The 19,355-nt window shown below is 50.1% G+C and carries 17 protein-coding genes; 2 read left to right on the top strand and 15 right to left on the bottom strand.

Features of this window, described 5'->3' with window-relative positions; genetic code table 11:
• Positions 1–14 precede the first annotated feature (14 nt).
• The 4 genes from icmH to V2P20_RS02505 all read right to left on the bottom strand — a co-directional run bounded on the left by icmH (position 15) and on the right by V2P20_RS02505 (position 4,669).
• Positions 15–1,340, bottom strand: coding sequence for a type IVB secretion system protein IcmH/DotU (gene icmH / locus V2P20_RS02520; protein WP_331815803.1), 1,326 nt, complete (start codon positions 1,338–1,340; stop codon positions 15–17).
• Positions 1,341–1,346: 6 nt separating this feature from the next.
• Positions 1,347–2,684 (bottom strand): type VI secretion system baseplate subunit TssK, encoded by a 1,338-nt coding sequence (gene tssK, locus V2P20_RS02515; RefSeq protein WP_331815801.1) that lies wholly within the window; start codon positions 2,682–2,684, stop codon positions 1,347–1,349.
• Between the two features lie 71 nt (positions 2,685–2,755).
• Entirely contained in the window at positions 2,756–4,393 is a 1,638-nt protein-coding gene (gene tagH, locus V2P20_RS02510; protein ID WP_331815799.1) for a type VI secretion system-associated FHA domain protein TagH, read from the bottom strand.
• 105 nt (positions 4,394–4,498) lie between these two features.
• Positions 4,499–4,669 (bottom strand): hypothetical protein, encoded by a 171-nt coding sequence (locus V2P20_RS02505; RefSeq protein WP_331815797.1) that lies wholly within the window; start codon positions 4,667–4,669, stop codon positions 4,499–4,501.
• Positions 4,670–4,726: 57 nt separating this feature from the next.
• Here V2P20_RS02505 and tssJ point away from each other — a divergent pair, with 57 nt between their 5' ends.
• Positions 4,727–5,245, top strand: a complete 519-nt coding sequence (gene tssJ, locus V2P20_RS02500; protein ID WP_331815795.1) for a type VI secretion system lipoprotein TssJ — start codon at positions 4,727–4,729, stop codon at positions 5,243–5,245.
• 16 nt (positions 5,246–5,261) lie between these two features.
• On the opposite strand, the gene V2P20_RS02495 is transcribed toward tssJ, so the two are convergent.
• A complete protein-coding gene (locus tag V2P20_RS02495; RefSeq protein WP_331815793.1) occupies positions 5,262–6,452 on the bottom strand; it encodes a nucleotide disphospho-sugar-binding domain-containing protein in 1,191 nt (396 codons plus the stop codon).
• 414 nt (positions 6,453–6,866) lie between these two features.
• On the opposite strand from V2P20_RS02495, the gene V2P20_RS02490 reads away from it, so the two are divergent.
• Positions 6,867–9,533, top strand: a complete 2,667-nt coding sequence (locus V2P20_RS02490) for a Calx-beta domain-containing protein (protein WP_331815791.1) — start codon at positions 6,867–6,869, stop codon at positions 9,531–9,533.
• A 255-nt stretch (positions 9,534–9,788) separates the two neighbouring features.
• On the opposite strand, the gene V2P20_RS02485 is transcribed toward V2P20_RS02490, so the two are convergent.
• The 10 genes from V2P20_RS02485 to V2P20_RS02440 all read right to left on the bottom strand — a co-directional run bounded on the left by V2P20_RS02485 (position 9,789) and on the right by V2P20_RS02440 (position 19,119).
• A complete protein-coding gene (locus tag V2P20_RS02485) occupies positions 9,789–10,463 on the bottom strand; it encodes a hypothetical protein (RefSeq protein ID WP_331815789.1) in 675 nt (224 codons plus the stop codon).
• A gap of 75 nt (positions 10,464–10,538) precedes the next feature.
• Complete coding sequence (locus V2P20_RS02480) at positions 10,539–11,366, bottom strand: nucleotide-binding protein (protein WP_331815787.1); 828 nt, start codon at positions 11,364–11,366, stop codon at positions 10,539–10,541.
• Positions 11,367–11,702: 336 nt separating this feature from the next.
• The gene (locus V2P20_RS02475; RefSeq protein ID WP_331815785.1) at positions 11,703–11,996 is read right to left on the bottom strand and encodes a type II toxin-antitoxin system RelE/ParE family toxin; all 294 of its coding nucleotides are present in this window, start codon (positions 11,994–11,996) and stop codon (positions 11,703–11,705) included.
• A complete protein-coding gene (locus tag V2P20_RS02470) occupies positions 11,989–12,243 on the bottom strand; it encodes a type II toxin-antitoxin system ParD family antitoxin (protein WP_331815783.1) in 255 nt (84 codons plus the stop codon). Before V2P20_RS02470 ends, V2P20_RS02475 begins: the two co-directional genes overlap by 8 nt.
• A gap of 338 nt (positions 12,244–12,581) precedes the next feature.
• Positions 12,582–12,824, bottom strand: a complete 243-nt coding sequence (locus V2P20_RS02465; RefSeq protein ID WP_331815781.1) for a DUF2442 domain-containing protein — start codon at positions 12,822–12,824, stop codon at positions 12,582–12,584.
• A gap of 14 nt (positions 12,825–12,838) precedes the next feature.
• Positions 12,839–13,105 carry a DUF4160 domain-containing protein gene (locus tag V2P20_RS02460; RefSeq protein ID WP_331815779.1) on the bottom strand — a complete coding sequence of 89 codons (267 nt, stop codon included), beginning with the start codon at positions 13,103–13,105 and terminating at the stop codon, positions 12,839–12,841.
• Between the two features lie 450 nt (positions 13,106–13,555).
• Positions 13,556–14,224: a hypothetical protein gene (locus V2P20_RS02455; protein WP_331815777.1), complete on the bottom strand. Its 669-nt coding sequence runs from the start codon at positions 14,222–14,224 to the stop codon at positions 13,556–13,558.
• 432 nt (positions 14,225–14,656) lie between these two features.
• Positions 14,657–15,238 carry a DUF2799 domain-containing protein gene (locus tag V2P20_RS02450; RefSeq protein ID WP_331815775.1) on the bottom strand — a complete coding sequence of 194 codons (582 nt, stop codon included), beginning with the start codon at positions 15,236–15,238 and terminating at the stop codon, positions 14,657–14,659.
• A gap of 464 nt (positions 15,239–15,702) precedes the next feature.
• Positions 15,703–17,829: a S9 family peptidase gene (locus V2P20_RS02445; RefSeq protein WP_331815773.1), complete on the bottom strand. Its 2,127-nt coding sequence runs from the start codon at positions 17,827–17,829 to the stop codon at positions 15,703–15,705.
• 498 nt (positions 17,830–18,327) lie between these two features.
• Positions 18,328–19,119 (bottom strand): hypothetical protein, encoded by a 792-nt coding sequence (locus tag V2P20_RS02440; protein WP_331815771.1) that lies wholly within the window; start codon positions 19,117–19,119, stop codon positions 18,328–18,330.
• Positions 19,120–19,355: the final 236 nt, after the last annotated feature.

Below are 19,355 nucleotides of genomic sequence, written 5' to 3'. Positions count from 1 at the left end.
TAACCTTAAAATTCTTAAAAATTGATTTCTATACGCCGATTCATGGCCCGGTGTTCGGGACTATCGTTAGGCACCAGGCTTTGCGTATCCGCGCGTCCTTCCGATGCAATGGGGTGGCTGAACTGGCCGTGGCCGCTTAAAAACGCCGCCACTGTTTTTGCCCTTGCACTGGATAAATCCCAGTTGGAAGGAAAGCGCGCCGTGAAAATAGGTACATTGTCGGTATGTCCGACCACGCTGATGGGATCGGTGATGGTCGTCAGCGCCTGGGCTATTTTTTCCAGCAACGGATAATATTCGGCCTGGATCTGGTCGCTGCCGGAAGCGAAAAAGCTCTTGGCCATGATTCTGATCACGGTCTTGCCGTTAACCTGATCCACAGTGACTTTATGCTGCTGGATTTCAGGCGCCAGAAACGCTCTGAGATCGTCGAGGATGTTTCTGACCGGCGCTGCAGGCGCGGGTTTGTTAACGGCCAAGGTGGGTTTAATATCGAGATCATCCTTGATTTTGTACAACTGGCTCAGCAACGGATTGGATGCCTGATTCACGGCGTACAGAAAGCCCAAAAACACCAGCATCAGCGCGAAACCGGCCACCGACGCCACAACCCATAAAGGCACATATTTGGCCAGCGCATTACGCTTGTCGGTAATGCCGCGCCAGTGCGGCGACAGCTCCTTGTCGAAGTCGCCTCTTTGCCGGCGAATGACCAGATACAGATTTTCGCGCACCTCTTCGAGCCGCGTCAGGCCGTGTTCCTGGACACGGTACTTGCCTTCAAAACCCAAGCTCAAGCAGAAATAGAAGAGCTCCAGCAGATACAGATAGGTTCCCGGCTGCGCAACCAGGTTCTGCAGGATCTGGAAAAACTTCTCGCCGCCCCAGGCTTCCTTGTGGAAGGTAACCAGCAGGTTTTGCGTGGTCCAGATACTATTGCAGCCCCATGGCGTGTTGAGTATCGCTTCATCGAGCAACGAGCACAGCGCGTAACGCGCAGCCTGCACATGCTCGGGCGGGCAGCCTGCCTGCAAGGACTTGGCCTCGAAGGTTTTGACCTCGCTGATCAGCTTGTTCCTGAGCCCTGGCACGTCGGCATGCGATACGGAGTTGCGCAGCTGCACCACCAGCGACAATAGCGCCATGGCGCTGCCGACCAGCGGATTATCGCCGGACTGCAGATTGATCTGCTGCGGTAAAACTTCGGCGGCTGGCGCAAAAACCGGCGCCGCAGGCTGTTGCAAGGGTTCCGAAGACGGTTTTTTTCGCAGACCCGGCGAGGGCTTCAAAACAGTTTTGTCGTCATCCAGATAATTGCCGAAAGGATCGCCTTGATTCACGCTGTGTTACCCGTTTTTAATTGCCCAAAATTCTAGTTCAAGACCCGGAAATTCGCCCGCGATATGAATGGCGAAGCCGCCGGACTTGTGCATTTGCTGCCAAAAATCGCCCTGCTTGCTCAGCTCGAAATACGAGAAACCCGCATGATAGGGAATCTGTCTGGGCGCAACCGGCAGCGGATGCACCGCGATGCCAGGCAGCGCCGACCTGACCAGTTGCTGAATCTGTTCTACCGGACCGATTTTGACCTGGGTCGGGAACTGGCTGCGCAGCATGTCAACCGGCACCTGCGCATTCACAGCCAACACGAAGAAGGCGTCTTTCAGCAAATTGTAATCGGGGATCTTGGCCGCACGCGTACCGTATTTGGGCGGCGTCAGCGGAATCGGTATGGCGTTCTGCTCCAGCACCAGGCTCAGGCAGTCGCGGATTTCATCGATTACGTAACTGAAAGTCAGCTGCAGATTGTCGTGTTTGTAGACGGGAAAACTGACCGGGCGCTTCTGGTTTTTTGAGAAAGTCGACAGTTCGCCGGCCACCTGCAGCGCGATACGGTAGAAATCCTCCGGATGCATGCCGGGCAGGTTCTGCAAGTGCTCGAAAAGCGGCTCCAGCCGGTTGACGACCTGCAGCAGTAAAAAATCGGATATTTCCGAAACGCCTCCGCGCCCCGCTTCCGATGCCCGTCCGGCTAATGCTTCGCCCCGGGTGTGCAATAAACCGCAAATTTCCTTGATAAACCCGCTGATTTTGGGATTTGCAAGGCAGTCGAGGCTGGGAGGGATAAACTCTTCGTCAAGAATCACATTTTTGTCGGCGCGGGATTCGATGACCCGAGCCACACCGATGCAGATGTGCCCGGCGCGCTCCTGTCTTTCCAGCATCAGGCTGGTATGCAGCCGGCCTATCATCAACGCCGAGACTTCGTTGCTGTTGGTATTGTGATCCCTGACATCCGCTTCAACGGCGTGATAGCGCGCCATATTACTGGGCTTTTCGGCGCTATCGACTTCAATGGAGCCTTCAAGGCGCGCCGGCAGGGAGAGATAGACAATGCTGTTTTGCACGTCGGCCGGAATATCGATAGGCTGCGGCAGTTCATCATCGGCGGGCAGGTTAAAAGGCGTGCCGTCAGGAAAAATACCGCTGCATTCAGCCAGTGCAAACTTGCCCATCGCCAATTGCCGCTGGTCAATCTTCAGCCTTGCCACGCCCCAGTCATAAACCCGGCCTGTACCGCACCGCCCCCGCACCAAAGCTTCGATGTAGCGGTCATGCTGCTGAAAATGTTGCGGACGCAGGAACATCCCCTGCGACCAGATTACCCTGTTGTTTTCTGACATTATTTATCGTGCCCCCCGCACTGAACCGCAAATATCATACCCAAAAAGCCTGAGTTTGGAATATTGTTATTTTATTTGTCTGTCCGTAGATTGCTTAACTGCTTCATTTGTTTTTCATAGGCTTCGGCAAAGGCATCTCCGAAAAAGTCCTCCATCGCCTGCTCAACCACGCGCGGATAGAGAGCGCTGTATTTATCCCAGCATTTTGATTTTTTCTGCAGAACCAGCCCTTCCTCATACTGTTTTTCAATCAGCTTCGGATCGAACTGCCTTAAAATTTGCGCCAGCGATGCCTGAATGCCGGCCTGCATCGCCATCTGATGACTCATGATATCGTTGAAGCCTTCATCGATCGCCTCGACCGACTCCTTGAAGCCGCCCTGCCCGTTTTTGACCAGATGCGTCAGCGCATCCTCGGTCGTCACGGCAAATTTTAGCGGATTGTTATTCGTTGTTTTAATGGTCGTCATACTGACGCGGAACTGGCTCTTAAACTCTGCACGGCTTCTCAATACCGCCACGGTGCCTTCGACCAGCTTTCTGAACATCAAGCCGATCCTGTGCATGGTTTCCGGCGCGGCTTGCGCTTGCAGCGCCTTGTCTTCGAGCCCGGCGCCCTGTAAAAATGCCTTAAACAGCGCATTCGAAGCCACGGTTTGGTTAACCGCCTGAGCCTGTACAGGAGCGGCCGGCGCTTCCGGTATCGGAGCCACGGCAACCGGAACCGCATCGTTCAACGTCGGCATATCCAGTTCCGGCTCTTTACCGACCGCGCCATCATCGGACATCAGTTCAGTTTCCGGCAACAATTCCTGTTCAACCGCCGGTTCAAATCCCTGAAAGCTGAAATCCGCCGCAACCGGTACCGGGTCGATGGATACAGGCGTATCCGGCTCCAGCAATTTGCTGCTTGCCTGCTCGGGCGCCGGTTCTGCTTCTGACGTTACCGGCGGCAAATCTTGCACAGCCTCCGGTTCGAAACCCTGAAACCAGCTGTGATCATCGGCCTGCGCATCTGTCCCGGTATTGAATAATTCCTCAAAATTAAAGTCATCGGGAATTTCATTGCCGCTTTGCGGATCCCCGGCCGGCGCAGGCGGGATGAAGCTGTCATGAATCGAGGAAATATTGGCCTGCATCAGCCCTTCGAAACCCGGCTGGCCTTTGTCATGATCGGGATTCAGCAATGCGTCATGGGCCGGAAAAGGCGCGGCACCGGTATCGCGAAGAAACGCATCCAGATGGGGATCGCCATGAGATGAACTATTAAAGATGTCGTCCGCCGCTGCAAAAGGGCCCGGTGCGTAAACAGGATCTTTGGCGGCAGGAACAGCCTCAAAAGGCGAAGCGAACAGATCAGGCCCCAAGGCGAAATCGTCCGGTTGCTGCTCCGGCGTAATCGAAACCAGGATCTCATATTCGCCTATCCTCAGGCGCATACCGTCGATCAATGTCTGGGCACCGTCATTAAGCGGCGGCTCCTGATCGTCGATGTAGGTGCCGCTCAAACTGGAATCCCTGATCAGATAATGGCCGTTCTCGAACGAGATGGAAGCATGACGTCTGGACACAAACTTTTCAGGATCAGGCAGGACCAGGGTATTTTCGTCGGCACGGCCGATTGTTCCTCCATGCCTGTCAAAAACAGCTTCTGTGCCGGCATTAAAGGGTTGCCCCTTGAGTGATATTATTTTTAGCAATAGCGACATATCCACCCTACTTTATTATTGCTTCCATTTTATAAAATCTTTAACCGTAAATGATTAAAGAACTCCTTTTTGAGTATTAATATACATCGTGAATCATGAATATTTCTAATTTTTCGAACCGACCGGATTGAAGCTGCCCGTCACCGGCCATTGAAAAGACAGCTTGCGCTCATCAAGAACACTCAGCAAAATCTTGCGGGCCTGTCGCTTTATCGCTAGAATCGGACGCGTTTTACCCTTTATTTTTCCGTTCGTAAGCATTGCAAGTTCATCCACTTTGTAATCGGGGGCGGACTTCAACCGAACTGTTCATTATGGATTTGAGGTTTAATCGTGTTTAGCACCAACAGTTTCATGCGCGCCAATGCGCTGCCCGGCCTGATTATCTGCAGTATGCTCGCTTTAAGCGGATGCAGTTTATTCCAGGATGATGTCCCGCCTTCTGCTGCAACATCAACTCCTGCGCCGGTCCCCTTCACGGTTGAGCTTAAGCTTGCAGCCGGCAGCGATCTGAATCCGGACATCGAAGGCAGGGCATCGCCGCTGGTAGTGCGCATCTACCAACTCGAAAGCATGTCCGCTTTCAATAACAGCGACTTCTTTGCCTTATATGAGAACGATCAGGCACTGATCGGCAAGGACATCAAATATCGCGAAGAATTGGAAGTTAGACCCGGACAGAAAATCAGCAACAAACACGAACGGCAAGCGGGCGCTCGCTATATAGCCGTGCTTGCAGCCTTTCGCGATCTCGACCAGGCGCAATGGAAAGCCTTTGTCGAAATGAAGCCGGGTCAGAATGAAGCGTTCAACGTCAATCTCGGCAAAACCAGCGTCAGCATTAGCCGTTAACGGGTAAGCCTTGATTTCAACGCATCAGCGCCTCGCAGCGATCGCCGATGCGGACAGCCTGTTCTTCGGGAGCAAACGCGGCATATTTATCGGCAAATTTCTCTGCCGTTTTGGTGTATTTGCCATTGGATAAAATCTCCATAGCCGCGGCACGATAATTCGGCTTTTTCGTTTCCGGCGGTATGCATACGCCGGCGCCGAGCATGGCGATATTTCTTGCCGTTAATGACTGTTCCAAATGTATCGGCAGCATCAGCAAGGGTTTGCCGGACAACAGCATGGCCGCCGCAGTGCCGGCTCCGGCGTGGCAAATGCTCAAATCGCATTGTGTCGCCGCCTGCCGCATATCCACCGGTTGCGCTGAAATGTGCAGATTGGCGCCGCTGTATTTTTGAATGAATGCCGGAGTCGTGCCCGGTATATGCGCGAAAACCGACCAGGACGAAGATCGCAATTGCTGCAGCAACGGCTCCAAGCCTGCATAGTCCTTGGTCAGGTAAGCGAAGATACGCTTATCGCCCACGGAAGGCCACACGGGCCTATCCCCTTCCGAATAAGAGAAAGCAGGTCCCCAATAGACACCTTGCTTGCGCCCCTGATAATGATCGAGTTCCGGCAGCGTGCAGAGAAAATCCTCCTCCGCCTCGAACAAATCCGCCAGAACAGCCAGAGGCTGGCCGCCCAGCCGATCCACAACCGAGTTTATCGTCGCCACGACCTGTGTCTCGCTGTTCAATAGTTCTTTCTCGGGCACATGCAATCCGGGCCGCATAACGGGCATTGGGCTGAACCTTGGCGGCGAATAAAAACCGGTGCCGAACAAGGCGCGCGGGATCTTCAGTTCGCGAGCGGCCAGCAGCGCAGTCGGCGCATGATCGAACAGCAGCAGATCCGGTTTCAAGCATGCTATCGTCGTTTTCCAGGCCTGCATTCTCGCCAACAGCCCTGCCGCCTCATAAAAGCCTGCATTGCGCAGAATCCCGGCATAATTCAACGCAGGCGGCATAGCGGCATTGCCGGGCCAGCGCATCGGCGCCTGGAGATAGGCGAACCCGTACCTGCCGAGCAACGTATGGGCATGCTCAAGATTCTTGAGCACAAAAACAACCTCGTGCCCGCGCTGCTGAAATTGTCTGGCTACGGAAAGAAAAGCACCGATATGGCCATACCCTCCGCCGAGTTCCCAGACATAGACTATTTTGCTCATGACCTTAAAACCGGGAAAATAATGACAGCCAAAAAACGCTAATTTTTAATAACATATCTTTATTTCTTGAAGCAATTTGGAAAGATTCTGGCGACGATCCTGCACAGGCTGATATTCAGTAATCATCGTTAATTCATGGATAGTGTTTATTCAATTGCCAAGATTATATAAGTCATGCTCAGCATTCAGGATTCTGTTAATATTATATTCATCAGCGATAAATAAAAAACACTAACGCTGCCGGCGGCCAGGCATATCCGCCCGTCATCTTTGAGGAGCTAAATCATTATGCAATTACCCTTGGCACATCCCAGGCATCCTTCAGTTCACCCTGAAAAATCACCTTTTCGAAATACCGTCTTTCAGCCGCCGCGGTTATATGGTTCCAAGCCGATATTATTGACAGCCTTGAGCATGATGGCTCTAACGCCGATTTCCGCTGATGCCTGGATACTGGACTTTACCCCTAATTCCTACACTGTTGATGAGGCAACCGGCACGGCGCAGATAGGTATTACCATCACGCAGGAAGCGAACGATTACGGCGGATGCAGTCTGTCGGGCAGGGTTGTTCCTATAGGCGGGTCGGCAATTGAAAATACCGATTTTGCATTGAACGACGGATTTGCTGTTCAGACCAACTTTAATTTTACCGGAGTGCAAACAACGTACTCAACGACTGTAAACCTCAATATTATCGATGATACCCTGCCGGAAAGCTCCGAAGACATTCAACTGGGCCTCCAGAATCTAAGCTGTAATGTTGAGGAAGTCATCTCCAGCAATGCCACTGCCGCCGTCAACATCACCGATAATGACAACTCCGGCACTGTGAGTCTTGATAATGCCTCTTACAGCATTAGCGAAAGCGGCGGCAGCATCACCATCACCGCTACGCGTGCAAACGGCTCCGACACCCCTGTTTCGGTTAATTTTTCCACGGCAAACGGGTCGGCGGTTGCCGGCCAGGATTTTGACGCCGTATCCGGCACGCTGAACTGGGATAACGGCGAATCCGGCACCAAATCCATTGTCATTCCAATACGGCCTGATTCAGCTGTGGAGCAAGACGAAACGCTGACTTTGACCCTGAGCAATCCCAGCACCGGCCTCAGCCTGGGCACCAGCAGCACAACCGTGACAATTCTCGACGATGACAGCGCCGGCACCGTCAATCTCGACAGCGCAACCTACAGCGTCAATGAGAGTGCCGGCCATGTCACCGTATCGGCCACCCGCTCAAACGGCGCCAGCGGCAGCGTAACGGTTGACTATAGCGCCAATAACGGCACCGCAATCGCCGGCCAGGATTTCGATGCCGTAGCCGGCACATTAAGCTGGGCCGACGGCGAATCCGGCACCAAATCCATCGACATCCCGATCAATGCCGATGCCTTAACAGAACCGAATGAAACCTTTACCGTCGATCTGAGCAACCCTACGAACGCTCTGACATTAGGCACCAGCCGCTCGACGGTTACGATAGCCGACCAAACGGCACCAGCGGCGACGGGATTCAGCATCGCGCAAGAGACGGTTACGGAAGGCAATGCGGTAACGGTAACAGTGGAAAGAACCGGCGGCACCAATGGCGAGGTCCGCGTTGATTACACCACGGTAAACCGGTCAGCTCTCGCCGGCAGCGACTATACCGAAAAGTCAGGCACGCTGATCTGGAGCGACGGCGATGCCGGCCCGAAAACAATCACGATCGAAACCACAGCCGACAGCGATACGACCGAGCAAAATGAATTGTTTTCAATCCGCCTTTCCAATCCGGTAGGCGCGACGCTCAGCAGCATTGACGCAGTCGATATAACGATAACCAATACCACGCCGTCACTGAGCGACATCGACAACCTTACCCCCAACCAAAGATCGGTAGCCGAAGCGCTGGACCAGTCATGCGCGGCAGCGACTGGCGAATTCAAGCAACGTTGCGATGAGCTGTACCTGTCCGGGATGAGTAACGATGAAAAAAGGCAGGTTCTCGATGCCATCGTTCCTGAGCAAATCGCTGCCCAGGGATCGGCCGCCGTCGATTTCGGCTCGCAGCAGCTGCAGATCATCCATGGCCGCATCATCGAGGTAAGAAACAGGCGAAATAACGGCGGCCTGTCCGTGCTCGGCTTCAACATGAATGTCGATGGCGAAAACGTGGCGTTAGGCAGAATGGCGCAGAACGCCTTAAACAACGCCTTGGGAGGAGCCGCCGGGGATGAGCCGTTAAGGGACAGCCCGCTGGGCTTCTTCCTGAAAGGCCAGATCAAGATCGGCGATAAAAACAAAACCCGCAATGAAAAAGGCTTCGACCTTGAAACCAAGGGTATCATGCTGGGTGTCGATTATCAGTTCACTGACGCCTTGATCATGGGTATGGCGGCCGGTTATGGACACACCAATACGGATTTCAATAGCAACGGCGGCGATATGACCACGCAGTCAGGCGACTTTTCCGTCTACGGCAGCTACTTTCTGCCCCAGGATTTCTACGTCGACTGGGTTGCGAGCTACGCCATCCATGGTTACGAAATGAACCGGCGCATCGCCTATCCGGGCATGATCACCACCGCAGCCAGCAATCCGGAAGGCGACCAGTACGGCGGCAGCGTGGGAGTTGGCAAGGACATTTACATAGGCAGCTTCTTTGTCAGCCCTTATCTTCGCGGCGAATATATAGAGACTACGATAGACCAGTACACCGAACAGGGCGGCGCCGGCTTTGCCCTGAACGTGGCGGACCAGTCCATTTCGTCGGTGACATCGACGCTAGGCAGCCAGTTCAGCCAGTCAATCAGCATGCCCTGGGGCATTCTCGCGCCGGGCGCCCGCTTCGAATGGGTGCATCAATTTGAGGACAGTGCGCGCGCCATTCAGTCCCAGTTTGTCAGCGCGCCGGCCGGCATGGGTTATTTCACGACACTGACCGACAGCCCGGACCGGGATTACTTCAACCTCGGCGCTTCAATCGCCGCCACCCTGCCTGAAGGCCGGTCGGCGTTTTTCCGCTATGAAACGCGCCTGGGACAAGCGAATATTTCCAATCATATTCTGGAACTGGGCGTCAGGATTCCTTTTTAGAAAACAGCCGGAATTCCATCGGTACAACCAGTGGAATTCCTTATCGCTTCATCTGCAATATCTGCTTCTTTCGATGCCAGTGTATAGCCATCCGGCGCATTACGGCTAGCGCCTATTGCGCCCTATGAATTGCGCCTTATCGAGTTTAATTCTCCTTATTAAGTTTAAGTAAAATCTAACGTTTGAGTTAAGGAGTGGCAGGAATCCGAAGGGCGGAGGGAACCGGCAACGAGAGGTTAAGCCACACGTGCCTCATCAAGGCACCTTACGAGTTAACCAGCCCTGCAAGTCGGCAACCATTCGTTGGAATTTGGGAAACCAATTTGTCGAAGGCTTATCTACTGCAGCATGGACATCACGGTAAAGGTAGAGCATTGAGAACGACAGCATGAGAAGCAAGCCCGACATACTTGACATTGATGCAGTACCTTTTGCATTCCAGCCGTTCCAGTGATTGAAATACCCATAGAGCGCAATGGATAGAACAATTCCTGCCGCGACAACGAACGATTTGACGATACTCCAAACAAAGAAGCGGATGGCTCCGCCAACAAAAATTGGAGCGGATGCGCAGCCAAAAAGTCCGCTCAGGACGTAACTGGCGATCTGTGGAAGTAAGACCATCACCAGTATTGCTGAAAATATCTTCAAGTCGGTATCAAGGTCCAACATGAACGTTAGGAACGCGTTTACTGCCGCTCCGAGTTCTCCTTGAAACACTCCTTGGTTATCGATTGCTCCCACGCTGCTAGCCCAGGCTGTGGCTATGCATGTTGCAACTGAGGCCAGCGAAAAAAGGTACCAAACGACGCGAACGTCTGTTCCATTTTCTTCCGCAAGCTTGAGTCCCGTATACCCAATAACGATTAACATCGCTAGCGCGAGGGCTATGAATGCGAGAAGAAGTTGAATGTCGCTGGAGATGGTCATGGCGATTCTCGTTTAAGTCTAACGTGCCGCTAATCGGCGCGACTATAGGAACGCTCGGTTGAGCAACTTGTTAGCCTAGATAAGTTTATTCATGTCTATGGAGTATCCTGCGTTGCGAAGCTCTTTAGCAACAGCAAGATGCCATGCACAGTGGCTGTCAAGTGGAATGTAAACAACTCCACTAATATCATTAGGAATCTCAATGTCGCCTTTAACAAGTGCGCAAACACTGTTTCGCCCAAGCTTTCCGATCAGGTATCCATGTTCGAAAATAACGTTTTGTCTTGCCCGATGTTTCTGATTAGCTTCGCCAGCAAGCCCTCCAATGTCGCATGGGGTATATAAAGCAATGGCAAATCCAACGTTTGTATGCTCTTCGATCTTTTCAATGATTGTATTTCCAGAGCTTGCTTGCTCATGAAGAATTACAGCTGAAAATCCAAGTTTTTCTATGAAGCACGCCACCTCAGTTTTTGCAAGATCATCTCTGCCGTGCACGATAAATATCTTATTTTTTTCGATTTTCACAGAAGAGCTTTTCGGTGTGTTTGACTTTAGTATCTCGCCAACAGACCTAAGAACATCTTTTGTAATGTCATTAACATATTTGTCGCTATTTACAATCATTATTTCATTGTAGACAAGCAAAACTCCTGGACTAACTGACTGTTGAGCAATATCACGTAACTCCGCCAATAATCTTTCGGATGATTTTATTTTTAGAAGCCTAATTTTTTGCCATTCAATATATATGCCATTAACATAAATCTGCTCATGTCTTGTATATGGCTTGACAATAAGCTCCTTGATTTCTTCGAGGTTGGTATTGTTCAGTTCATAACAACTTTCATAATTGCCCTTCTTGTTCTTGTCAGTAGACTCAACAATTACATGGTAGTACATGGGGTATTCTCACTTATTTTGACGTGTATTCTTGATGAAATTGCTCGCGGCAAGATTATTGGGTAACAAATAATTAAATAGTTTTCTATGTATCATCCATGATTACTTCATTCTGGGCAATAAATTCAGCGTATACCATCAAAACGCTAACGGTATATCTTCTCGTATCGGATGATATATGGTTTCTTCTTATCTTAGCGACCGCCTGCTACCCGAAAACAACCAGTCGCTCAACCAATTGTGATAAAAACCGATTTGGATCGGTTAACGACCTTTTCAATAAAAGTAAATGTACTAACTGCTACCTTTTGGTTTGCGGTGCTTAATATTTTGAATTCAGATTAGATGCTGCAAAGGGTCTTCGCCAGGACCTAATATGCGCAGAATAATGATTCCTTCCCCATCAACCCGATAGTAAATTGTATGGGATTCGTAAACATGTCGCCGAACATTCTTTTTGATTTTCCCTTGATCGCTTCCGATCAAAGGAAAATCTGAGATCATTTCAAACGTTTTGAATAATCCGTCTCGGTAACGCCTGGCTTGCTTGAGGCCAAAGTTTTGTATGGTATAAGCGGCAATACCGCCAAGATCTTCCTCAGCGTGCTTGGATAGACGATAGTCAGCCATTTTTTGAGATCACCCGGGCTTCCATGTCATTCCATATTTCCTGAGCGCTTCGATTACTCAAACCACTCGATTCTGCCTCATCAAGCATCAACTGGAGTCGGGTTTCGGCTTCTCGTCTTTCTTGATCACGACGAATCAAATCCCGAAAGTATTCGCTGTCATTACCATATTTTCCGGAATCGACTTGCGCCTTAACCCAGTTTTCCATTTGTTCTGTGATGGTAATGGTCTTGCGTTGCATGGACATAATATAGCCTCGCCTATAGGGTGGAGTATTTGCGTATGATAATATCATACTATCAGCACAGCTATGCGATGATCTGTTTCCATCAACACATTCCATAAGATGATTTCATGAAAATAGAATCCAGTCATTTACCCCGAAAAGCACCTTGGAATAAAGGCAAATTGATCGATCAAAAACCGCCATTAGTTGAAGGAAGCCTGGGAAATCCGTATTTAATTGCAACTAGCTCGTAGGATACGCTGAACGCAGTGAAGCGCATCGATCGCGAACGATGCGGTTCGTACCTCACCGCATCCTACCCCGCTATGAATTGCGCCTTATCGCGTTGGAGCATTGGGTTAGGTCAATACCTTCTTACATTTTTCGTAAACAAACTCAGGGTCAAGATCGACTCCAGACTCCCATTCAATCGTATCAAAGACAACTGCAACTTTTTCAAAAGAGCGGTAATCTTTAATTCTATTAAAAACTCCAAAATCCAAGTAGGGCTTCATATCCAATACGCCGCTTTCGCCGTTACTAAAGCTTATATCAAGCAAGTAATCATCTCGTGGAATAACAGTTTTTACTGATGGGTGCATAACAACATCTCCTCTCATTGTAAGGGTTGGATTTTGAAAGGCTCCTCGCCTTTCATAACCAAATTCCAATCATGCATAAGCTCTTCCTGATGTAACTCAGCCCACGCCAACACAAGTTTTATTTGCTTCCTTGGTAAGTTTCCTTCTATCAACTCACAAGTACATATATCGACTGTACCCGTATATTCAGCATAATAGACATGAAAGTGCGGTGGCGGATGTTCGCCAGGCGCAAAGTACATGCGAATAATGATTCCATAAAACGTCGATATTGTAGGCAAAGCAATTCCCTAATTATACAAATGTCATTTGTTGGGACCTGGCGGTGTTTGTGATTTTTGTTATGTTGATATTTCCTGCTCGCCCTAATTCAATTGATTTTCTGTGACGAAGAACTTTCGATATTCAGTATCGAATTTCTTTGTAATCAAATCTACCAAACGACTCGATGATTTGCGAATTCTTTGCATTTGTCCAGGCATTTCGGATTTTCTCTTGAAGCGATTCAATTTTAGCTATACGCTGCTCTGCGCCACTAAGCTCTGGAACTGGGCGTCGGGATTCCTTTTTAGAAAACAGCCGGAATTCCATAGGCACAGCCGGTGGAATTCCCTATCGCTTCATCTGCAATATTTTCTCTTTCAATGCCAGCGCATCGATCGCGAACGATGCGGTTCGTACCTCACCGCATCCTACCGCGCTAACTGCTGATCAAGAAGCGCATTTGTCTGTCATAGTGACTTATGCCCGAAATTTGAAGCTTGCCCTAGCTTAAAAGCCGCAGAAACAACCGCTTTTGCGAGCTTAGCGCCATTGACCGGATTACTCAAAAAATCGCCAAGCTGATCATCATCAATACTGTCAATCACACGTCCCACTTCAGCAGACTCAAGAATCTCCCGCGTCACCAACACCGTTCCGCCCGTTTGGATAGAGAATTCACCAAAATCGATCAGATAACCGGCCAAGATCAAACCTTGATAAGCGGTCTTAGCCAATTGGTAATCTATGAGCTTGTACTGAACCTTACTGAACACATCCACGGCCTTAAGGGTATCCGTGCCATTCGTTTCTTCGACTTGATAAATCGCATAGTGGGCAAAACGCATGCGCCGAAGCAATGCAAGTTCAAAATCGTCTGCCTCTTTATGGAATAAGCGCAAGAATTTCTCGGCCATATTGAAGCCATGGGGGCGATAGCCGTAAGTAGCATAATCGGCAAATAAATCTATTTCGTCTTCGTTGTCTATCACTAACGCTTTTTGGTGCCATATCCCAAGATGGCGGCCACAGGTTTTGGCATCTTCTTTACTGAGCTTTTTTAAAATCTTGGCATTCAGTAAAACGCCTCGACGGCGAATCTCGGGGTAATCTGCGGGGGTAAAAGTGATATCTGTCATATCGATTGGTGGGTAATAACGTGTATCGTCAAAATAACTTCGATCCGGCTATGACATCTCCAAAGGCAAAACGTCGCTGAACTGATATGGGCAGTTCGATTATGGATTTGTGTCAAATGCATGTAACTATCTCATAACATAACAAGTCTCGGTGCCACTGACAACGATAACTTGCGAATGTCGGCTAGACGTATCAATGTAGTCATAGATTGCTAATCAGGTACTGGGCTGCAAACGGTCGGGATTTGCCCGTTCAACGAGTCTCTGGTTTGTTCCGTTATCTCAAATTGAACCGGTCTATGTGTTTTCTGCTGCATTATGATTGCGCGTGATGACACCCGGCCACCTTGCGCAACGTCGCAGACTTTAAGGAAGCGGCAACTGTTTCCTGAATGTCTTAGTGAGGCTATAGTCAGCAAATAGTTGACACCTTCAACGATAAAACTGGGCTTCGCGGCGCAAATCATCAAGCTGCCGTTCGTGGTAGTAAAGATCATCGCGAAGATGATGGTGTCGGCGATCCAAATCCCACAGATCGGAACGAATCCGCTCGCGGTCCTTATCGCTTAATTTTTTGTCGTGTAGACGGCTTTCTTTGCTGGCGATGTCTCGATCAAGCCTGTCCAGTTCAGCGCGGTGTTCGTAAACGGTAAAAGCAGCTGAATGATAGCGCCCAAATAAACCATCTATGGATGGCGGGCAGACATGCTGGTACTGGTGCCCACTTAATCCTAGGTCGAAGGCATTATCAATTCGGCAGTAATCGCGCAATCCTTGTTCGCGCCCGGCAAAATACGCCTGATTGTTTATGGCAATGCCATATTCATAACAGGCTTTTATATGATCTGACAGTCGGCTACGGGTTTCGCCGGCAAGTCCATCACGAATACCCAATCCAAACCAATCGCCACGACGGCATTCTTCCTGGCTCAAGGTGGCGCAACCTGATAGAAAAATCACACCAAGAAATCCTGTTAAACGATGCAATGGACTTCTCCTTTCTTCAGTTTTCATGGTTTAGTCCGATGACAGATTGCTCAGCTTGCAAAACAGCCTTTAGTTTTTTCCAACCGTTGGCAGTGGTTTTTCTAGCTAAAGAGAATAAATTCATTAAATAAAAGCAGCAGAGTAGTCATTTCCAGCTGAAAAGTGTAGACGATCTTTATGGCAAAGCTGGCAAATGTTTCCCGCTAATTTGCATCAAAAGGGCGGCCGTTCATTAAAGCAAAGTTGTAACTCTTGGTATCTAATAAAAACAATCACATAGGCTCAGGTGTTTACAACTTTACTTTAATGAACGACAGCGCAGAATCTCTTGAAGCTTGAAGATCGACGTCAAAAACAGACACCGCAGGAAACGGTGATTTCCATTGCTTTCTGAAAACGTAAAAAATTCAATCAACACTTGCTGTTACGCCTTTTCGGTAAGTTAGGTCTGAGCAGAGATTGCGAAAAAATAGCCCTGCTATGCGTCGAACTCAGTGATTAAAGGACGATTGCTGGGTAAAACTGTCCGAATCATTGTTACTGTCAAGATACGTTTTTAAAAACTGCTCCATTTCGCTGAAAAAGCGCAGGCGGTCTTCTTCCCGTGACAGATGATGATCAGCCAGAGGTAATTCCAGATATTTGAAATGGTTGAAGCCGGCATCCTTTAATGCCGCCACCATACCTTGGGACTGACTGACCGGCACACTGCGGTCCTGAACGCCATGCACGATCAACAGCGGCGCACGAATGTTTTTTGCCAACGTGATCGGCGAAGTAGCTTTCAGCCTCTGATGATCAGACCACCAACCACCCAACTGCCGGTCTATTTCGGTTTTGTTAACAAGATAACTATCCAAATGGTTGAGCAAGCCCAAAAGATCAGTGACACCGGCAAAGCTGACGCCGCAGCGAAACAGGTCAGGAGTTTGGGCCAATCCCATCAGTGCCGCATATCCGCCGTAGCTGCCGCCGACAATGCAGATTTTATTGGCGTCAGCGATACCTTGTGTTCGCAGCCAAGCTACGCCGTCACTAATGTCGTTCTGCATTTCCAGGCCCCAACGCTGAAAACCGGCATGTTTGAATTCCTCGCCGAAACCGGCCGAGCCGCGAAAGTTTATCTGTAACACAGCCCAGCCTCGGCTGGCGAAAAACTGCGTCCAATAATCAAAATCGTTGATATCGCGTGCCCAGGGCCCGCCATGCGGAAAGACAACGGTCGGCAAATTGCGTTCACCGCCCCCTTTGGGCAAAGTCAGATAACCGGGAATGTCGAGACCATCGCGCGCCTTGAAATGAATTGCACGAGGCGTGGACAGCCGGTCGGCATGGAGGTTGGGATAGACGTCGGCCAACGGCGTCATCCGATTGGTCTCGTCATTCAGCAGATAATATTGAGGCGGCTGCGTCGGGCTTGACGACATAATAATATGAAGTTTGTCGTCGCGGTCACTGCTGGTCAATATATTGCTACGACCTGGCAGGGTGCGGTTGATACGCTCATGTTTCTTTCTGGTCTGTTTATCCCAGTAAATGGAGCGGACCTCATCAGCGGCGTAATATACCCCTACCGGCTGTTTTTGATGACCACCATAGATCAACGGACCTTCGATGTCATAATCGGGATCGGCGACAACCAATTCTTCCATGGCATCCGGTTTGCCGGTGTCGAGGCGAAAAATCGCCGATTTGCCCTGATGGCCGGCGGCAAAATACAGCATATTGCTATCCCCATCGAACCCCAGCGGATACACGTTTTCGCCTTTATGCCGCCGCTTTTCCAGCGCAGCCGGCGTTTCCCAATCCGAGCTATCGCGCCGTCGCATAAGCACCCGGTAAGGCGTGTTCAGCATCGCAATGCCCAGCCGCACTTCGCCCCGTGCGTCAGCCAACCATTTATTAATGCCAGGCTTGTTCCGTTGCACCAGGCTGCGTTCACCACTGTATACGTCAACCTTATAAACGTCAGGCTGTCCAGGATTGATCAAATCCAGCGCAAGCAGAACATGATTTGGATCGTCAGGCAACAGCGCAACGATTTGATCCTGAAGCTGCGGAATCGGGTTAAGGTTGCGATCCTGGCCAATCTCGAAGGCATCCATGTTACGCCGGAACAGTTCGCCATGCGTTTCGCTGCCGTCACGACTGACCGACAACAGACGGCCTTCTATCGAATCAATACCGTAGCGTCGATCGGGATAACGAACGCTAACCAACAACTGTTTATCGCTGAGCCAGTAATAATCGGCAATTCTGAATTTGTCGTTGTCGGACTTCAGCACAACATGCACGTCTTCGCCTTTTCCATTACTGTAAGTCGCTCGCGTGACCAGTATGGTTTGGCTTTCAGTGTTTTGCAGGAAAGCGAGATATTTTCCCGATGGTGAAAGTCGCAAGTGGGTAATCGTCGGCAGCGAAGCAAAGGCGGCGACCGACGGAGTCCCGCTGCTTGCGATGGATGTTGTGGCGTTTAGATTTGCCAGACCGCCTTCGATATGCACCTTACGGTCAATCTCAGGACTACAGGCGCCTGTCAAAGCAAGAAGTGCAATGGGTAACGGCCTGCAAAAGCGGCGAGGCGAAAACGACAACGAGTGAAAAAATAGCTTGCTCATGATCAAATCCCTGATGAAAGACGACGTGGCGAAATTTTGGTAATTGTAATAGTTGTTAGGCAAAAAAGTCTTGTTGGCGTAAGCCTACGGCTGGTCAATTGAGTGCAGATTTTTCGAGGCAATCTTTCCCAACATGATATTTACGAAGTCTAAAACGGATGAATTTATACCGGCGGCTGAGTATGCGAAGGACAGCAAATCCGATCAGTCTTGGATGATTCCACTAGATTGCAGTAAAAGCTAGAAAACAGGGGGAATTATCAGGATCGGGTATATCACCTGAATGAGCCGGTGTGCGGTTGTCTTAACTTGCTCATTTGTGCCATTACCTGTCTCTCAAGAAAGTATGGATAATGGCCGGTAATCGCTACATTTTTGTCATTCGAAAAGACAGCGATAAAAACATTAGACACATCGTTTCGAAATGTCTAATCATGAAAAGCTATCGCTGAGCAGCCAAGTAACCGCTATTGTGCATACAAGAACTTAGATCATCGATCATCGCGGCGGCAATGGATCGGATTCCAACGGGGCACATGCGCTCTGTACGTATTCCATGCCAGGCAAAGGAATCCGGTATCTGTTGTTTTGGAAATCCCATGTCCATAGCGGAGAGCTTGACATTATCCCGCCATTGTCGCCGGTGCAACTGCCATTGGTTCCCAGAAACGGTGTGATCCGTGCGTTCTCTACCCGGCATTGACAGCTCAAGGGCTTATTTAGATTGGATGGATTCTGGTTTTCCGTGCACGGAGCGCCGTCGCAGACGGCCCAATATAGATCCCCTGCGTAGCCCGCTGCACTCGGGTCACAGGCTTTTGGCTTAACCTGCAAGAGACTGCACCAGCCACGATAAGAAAAAGTTGACACCCAATCATACGTGACATTATCAACTTCATACTGTCCGTACTTGATGGCCTTGCAAACTGGAGCTTGATCTGCATCGCACGGATGTCTAGTAGTGCATTGGGCCTGCGTCAGGTGTTTGACCGCTGTATCCTGGATTGAAGCTGTTTCAACAATATGGGGTTCGTTAACCCTCAAGCAGTCGCAGTCAGCCTTGTCGCCATTCATTTTGCAGTCATAGGATGCAGAACAAAGGGCGTGCCATCCAGTACACACGACAAATTCCTGAGGTGCATTAGGAAAGTTATGGGTGCTGTTATTCGTTTTTTCACCGAATTGTGCCACTGGTTGCGGCGCGTTCTGAGCCTGTGCGATGACGAAATCGAGATTGGCTGTCGCCAGGAAGACGAGCGATTTAATTACGAGACTTTCAACTCTTTTCATTTTCCACCTCCCGGGAGAGTCGCTGTTATCGCCCCTTCAGGCAGGCTTGCCAGCCGCCATGCACGAATGTCGATTTATCGCACCAGGCGGCGTCCGGGTAATAATCACCCATCACTTCCTTGGCGCATGGCCCCTTTTCGTCCAGAGCCGTTCGGTCTGGAACGTTCGGGAACGAGAGATCAAACGTGCAGTAATGGTCGGGGGGGGGGGGGGGGGGGGGCCCCCCCAAAAATTTG

The organism is Methylobacter sp. Wu1, assembly GCF_036553575.1.
Classification (GTDB): Bacteria; Pseudomonadota; Gammaproteobacteria; order Methylococcales; family Methylomonadaceae; genus Methylobacter.
This window is presented reverse-complemented; position numbering and strand designations above follow the sequence as displayed.

What these genes read in the sequence shown, in the direction of transcription:
- tssK (WP_331815801.1), bottom strand. Translation starts at nt 2,684, where the DNA reads ATGTCAGAAAACAACAGGGTAATCTGGTCGCAGGGGATGTTCCTGCGT.
- tagH (WP_331815799.1), bottom strand. Translation starts at nt 4,393, where the DNA reads ATGTCGCTATTGCTAAAAATAATATCACTCAAGGGGCAACCCTTTAAT.
- V2P20_RS02495 (WP_331815793.1), bottom strand. Translation starts at nt 6,452, where the DNA reads ATGAGCAAAATAGTCTATGTCTGGGAACTCGGCGGAGGGTATGGCCAT.
- V2P20_RS02490 (WP_331815791.1), top strand. Translation starts at nt 6,867, where the DNA reads ATGATGGCTCTAACGCCGATTTCCGCTGATGCCTGGATACTGGACTTT.
- V2P20_RS02485 (WP_331815789.1), bottom strand. Translation starts at nt 10,463, where the DNA reads ATGACCATCTCCAGCGACATTCAACTTCTTCTCGCATTCATAGCCCTC.
- V2P20_RS02480 (WP_331815787.1), bottom strand. Translation starts at nt 11,366, where the DNA reads ATGTACTACCATGTAATTGTTGAGTCTACTGACAAGAACAAGAAGGGC.
- V2P20_RS02475 (WP_331815785.1), bottom strand. Translation starts at nt 11,996, where the DNA reads ATGGCTGACTATCGTCTATCCAAGCACGCTGAGGAAGATCTTGGCGGT.
- V2P20_RS02470 (WP_331815783.1), bottom strand. Translation starts at nt 12,243, where the DNA reads ATGTCCATGCAACGCAAGACCATTACCATCACAGAACAAATGGAAAAC.
- V2P20_RS02465 (WP_331815781.1), bottom strand. Translation starts at nt 12,824, where the DNA reads ATGCACCCATCAGTAAAAACTGTTATTCCACGAGATGATTACTTGCTT.
- V2P20_RS02455 (WP_331815777.1), bottom strand. Translation starts at nt 14,224, where the DNA reads ATGACAGATATCACTTTTACCCCCGCAGATTACCCCGAGATTCGCCGT.
- V2P20_RS02450 (WP_331815775.1), bottom strand. Translation starts at nt 15,238, where the DNA reads ATGAAAACTGAAGAAAGGAGAAGTCCATTGCATCGTTTAACAGGATTT.
- V2P20_RS02445 (WP_331815773.1), bottom strand. Translation starts at nt 17,829, where the DNA reads ATGAGCAAGCTATTTTTTCACTCGTTGTCGTTTTCGCCTCGCCGCTTT.
- V2P20_RS02440 (WP_331815771.1), bottom strand. Translation starts at nt 19,119, where the DNA reads ATGAAAAGAGTTGAAAGTCTCGTAATTAAATCGCTCGTCTTCCTGGCG.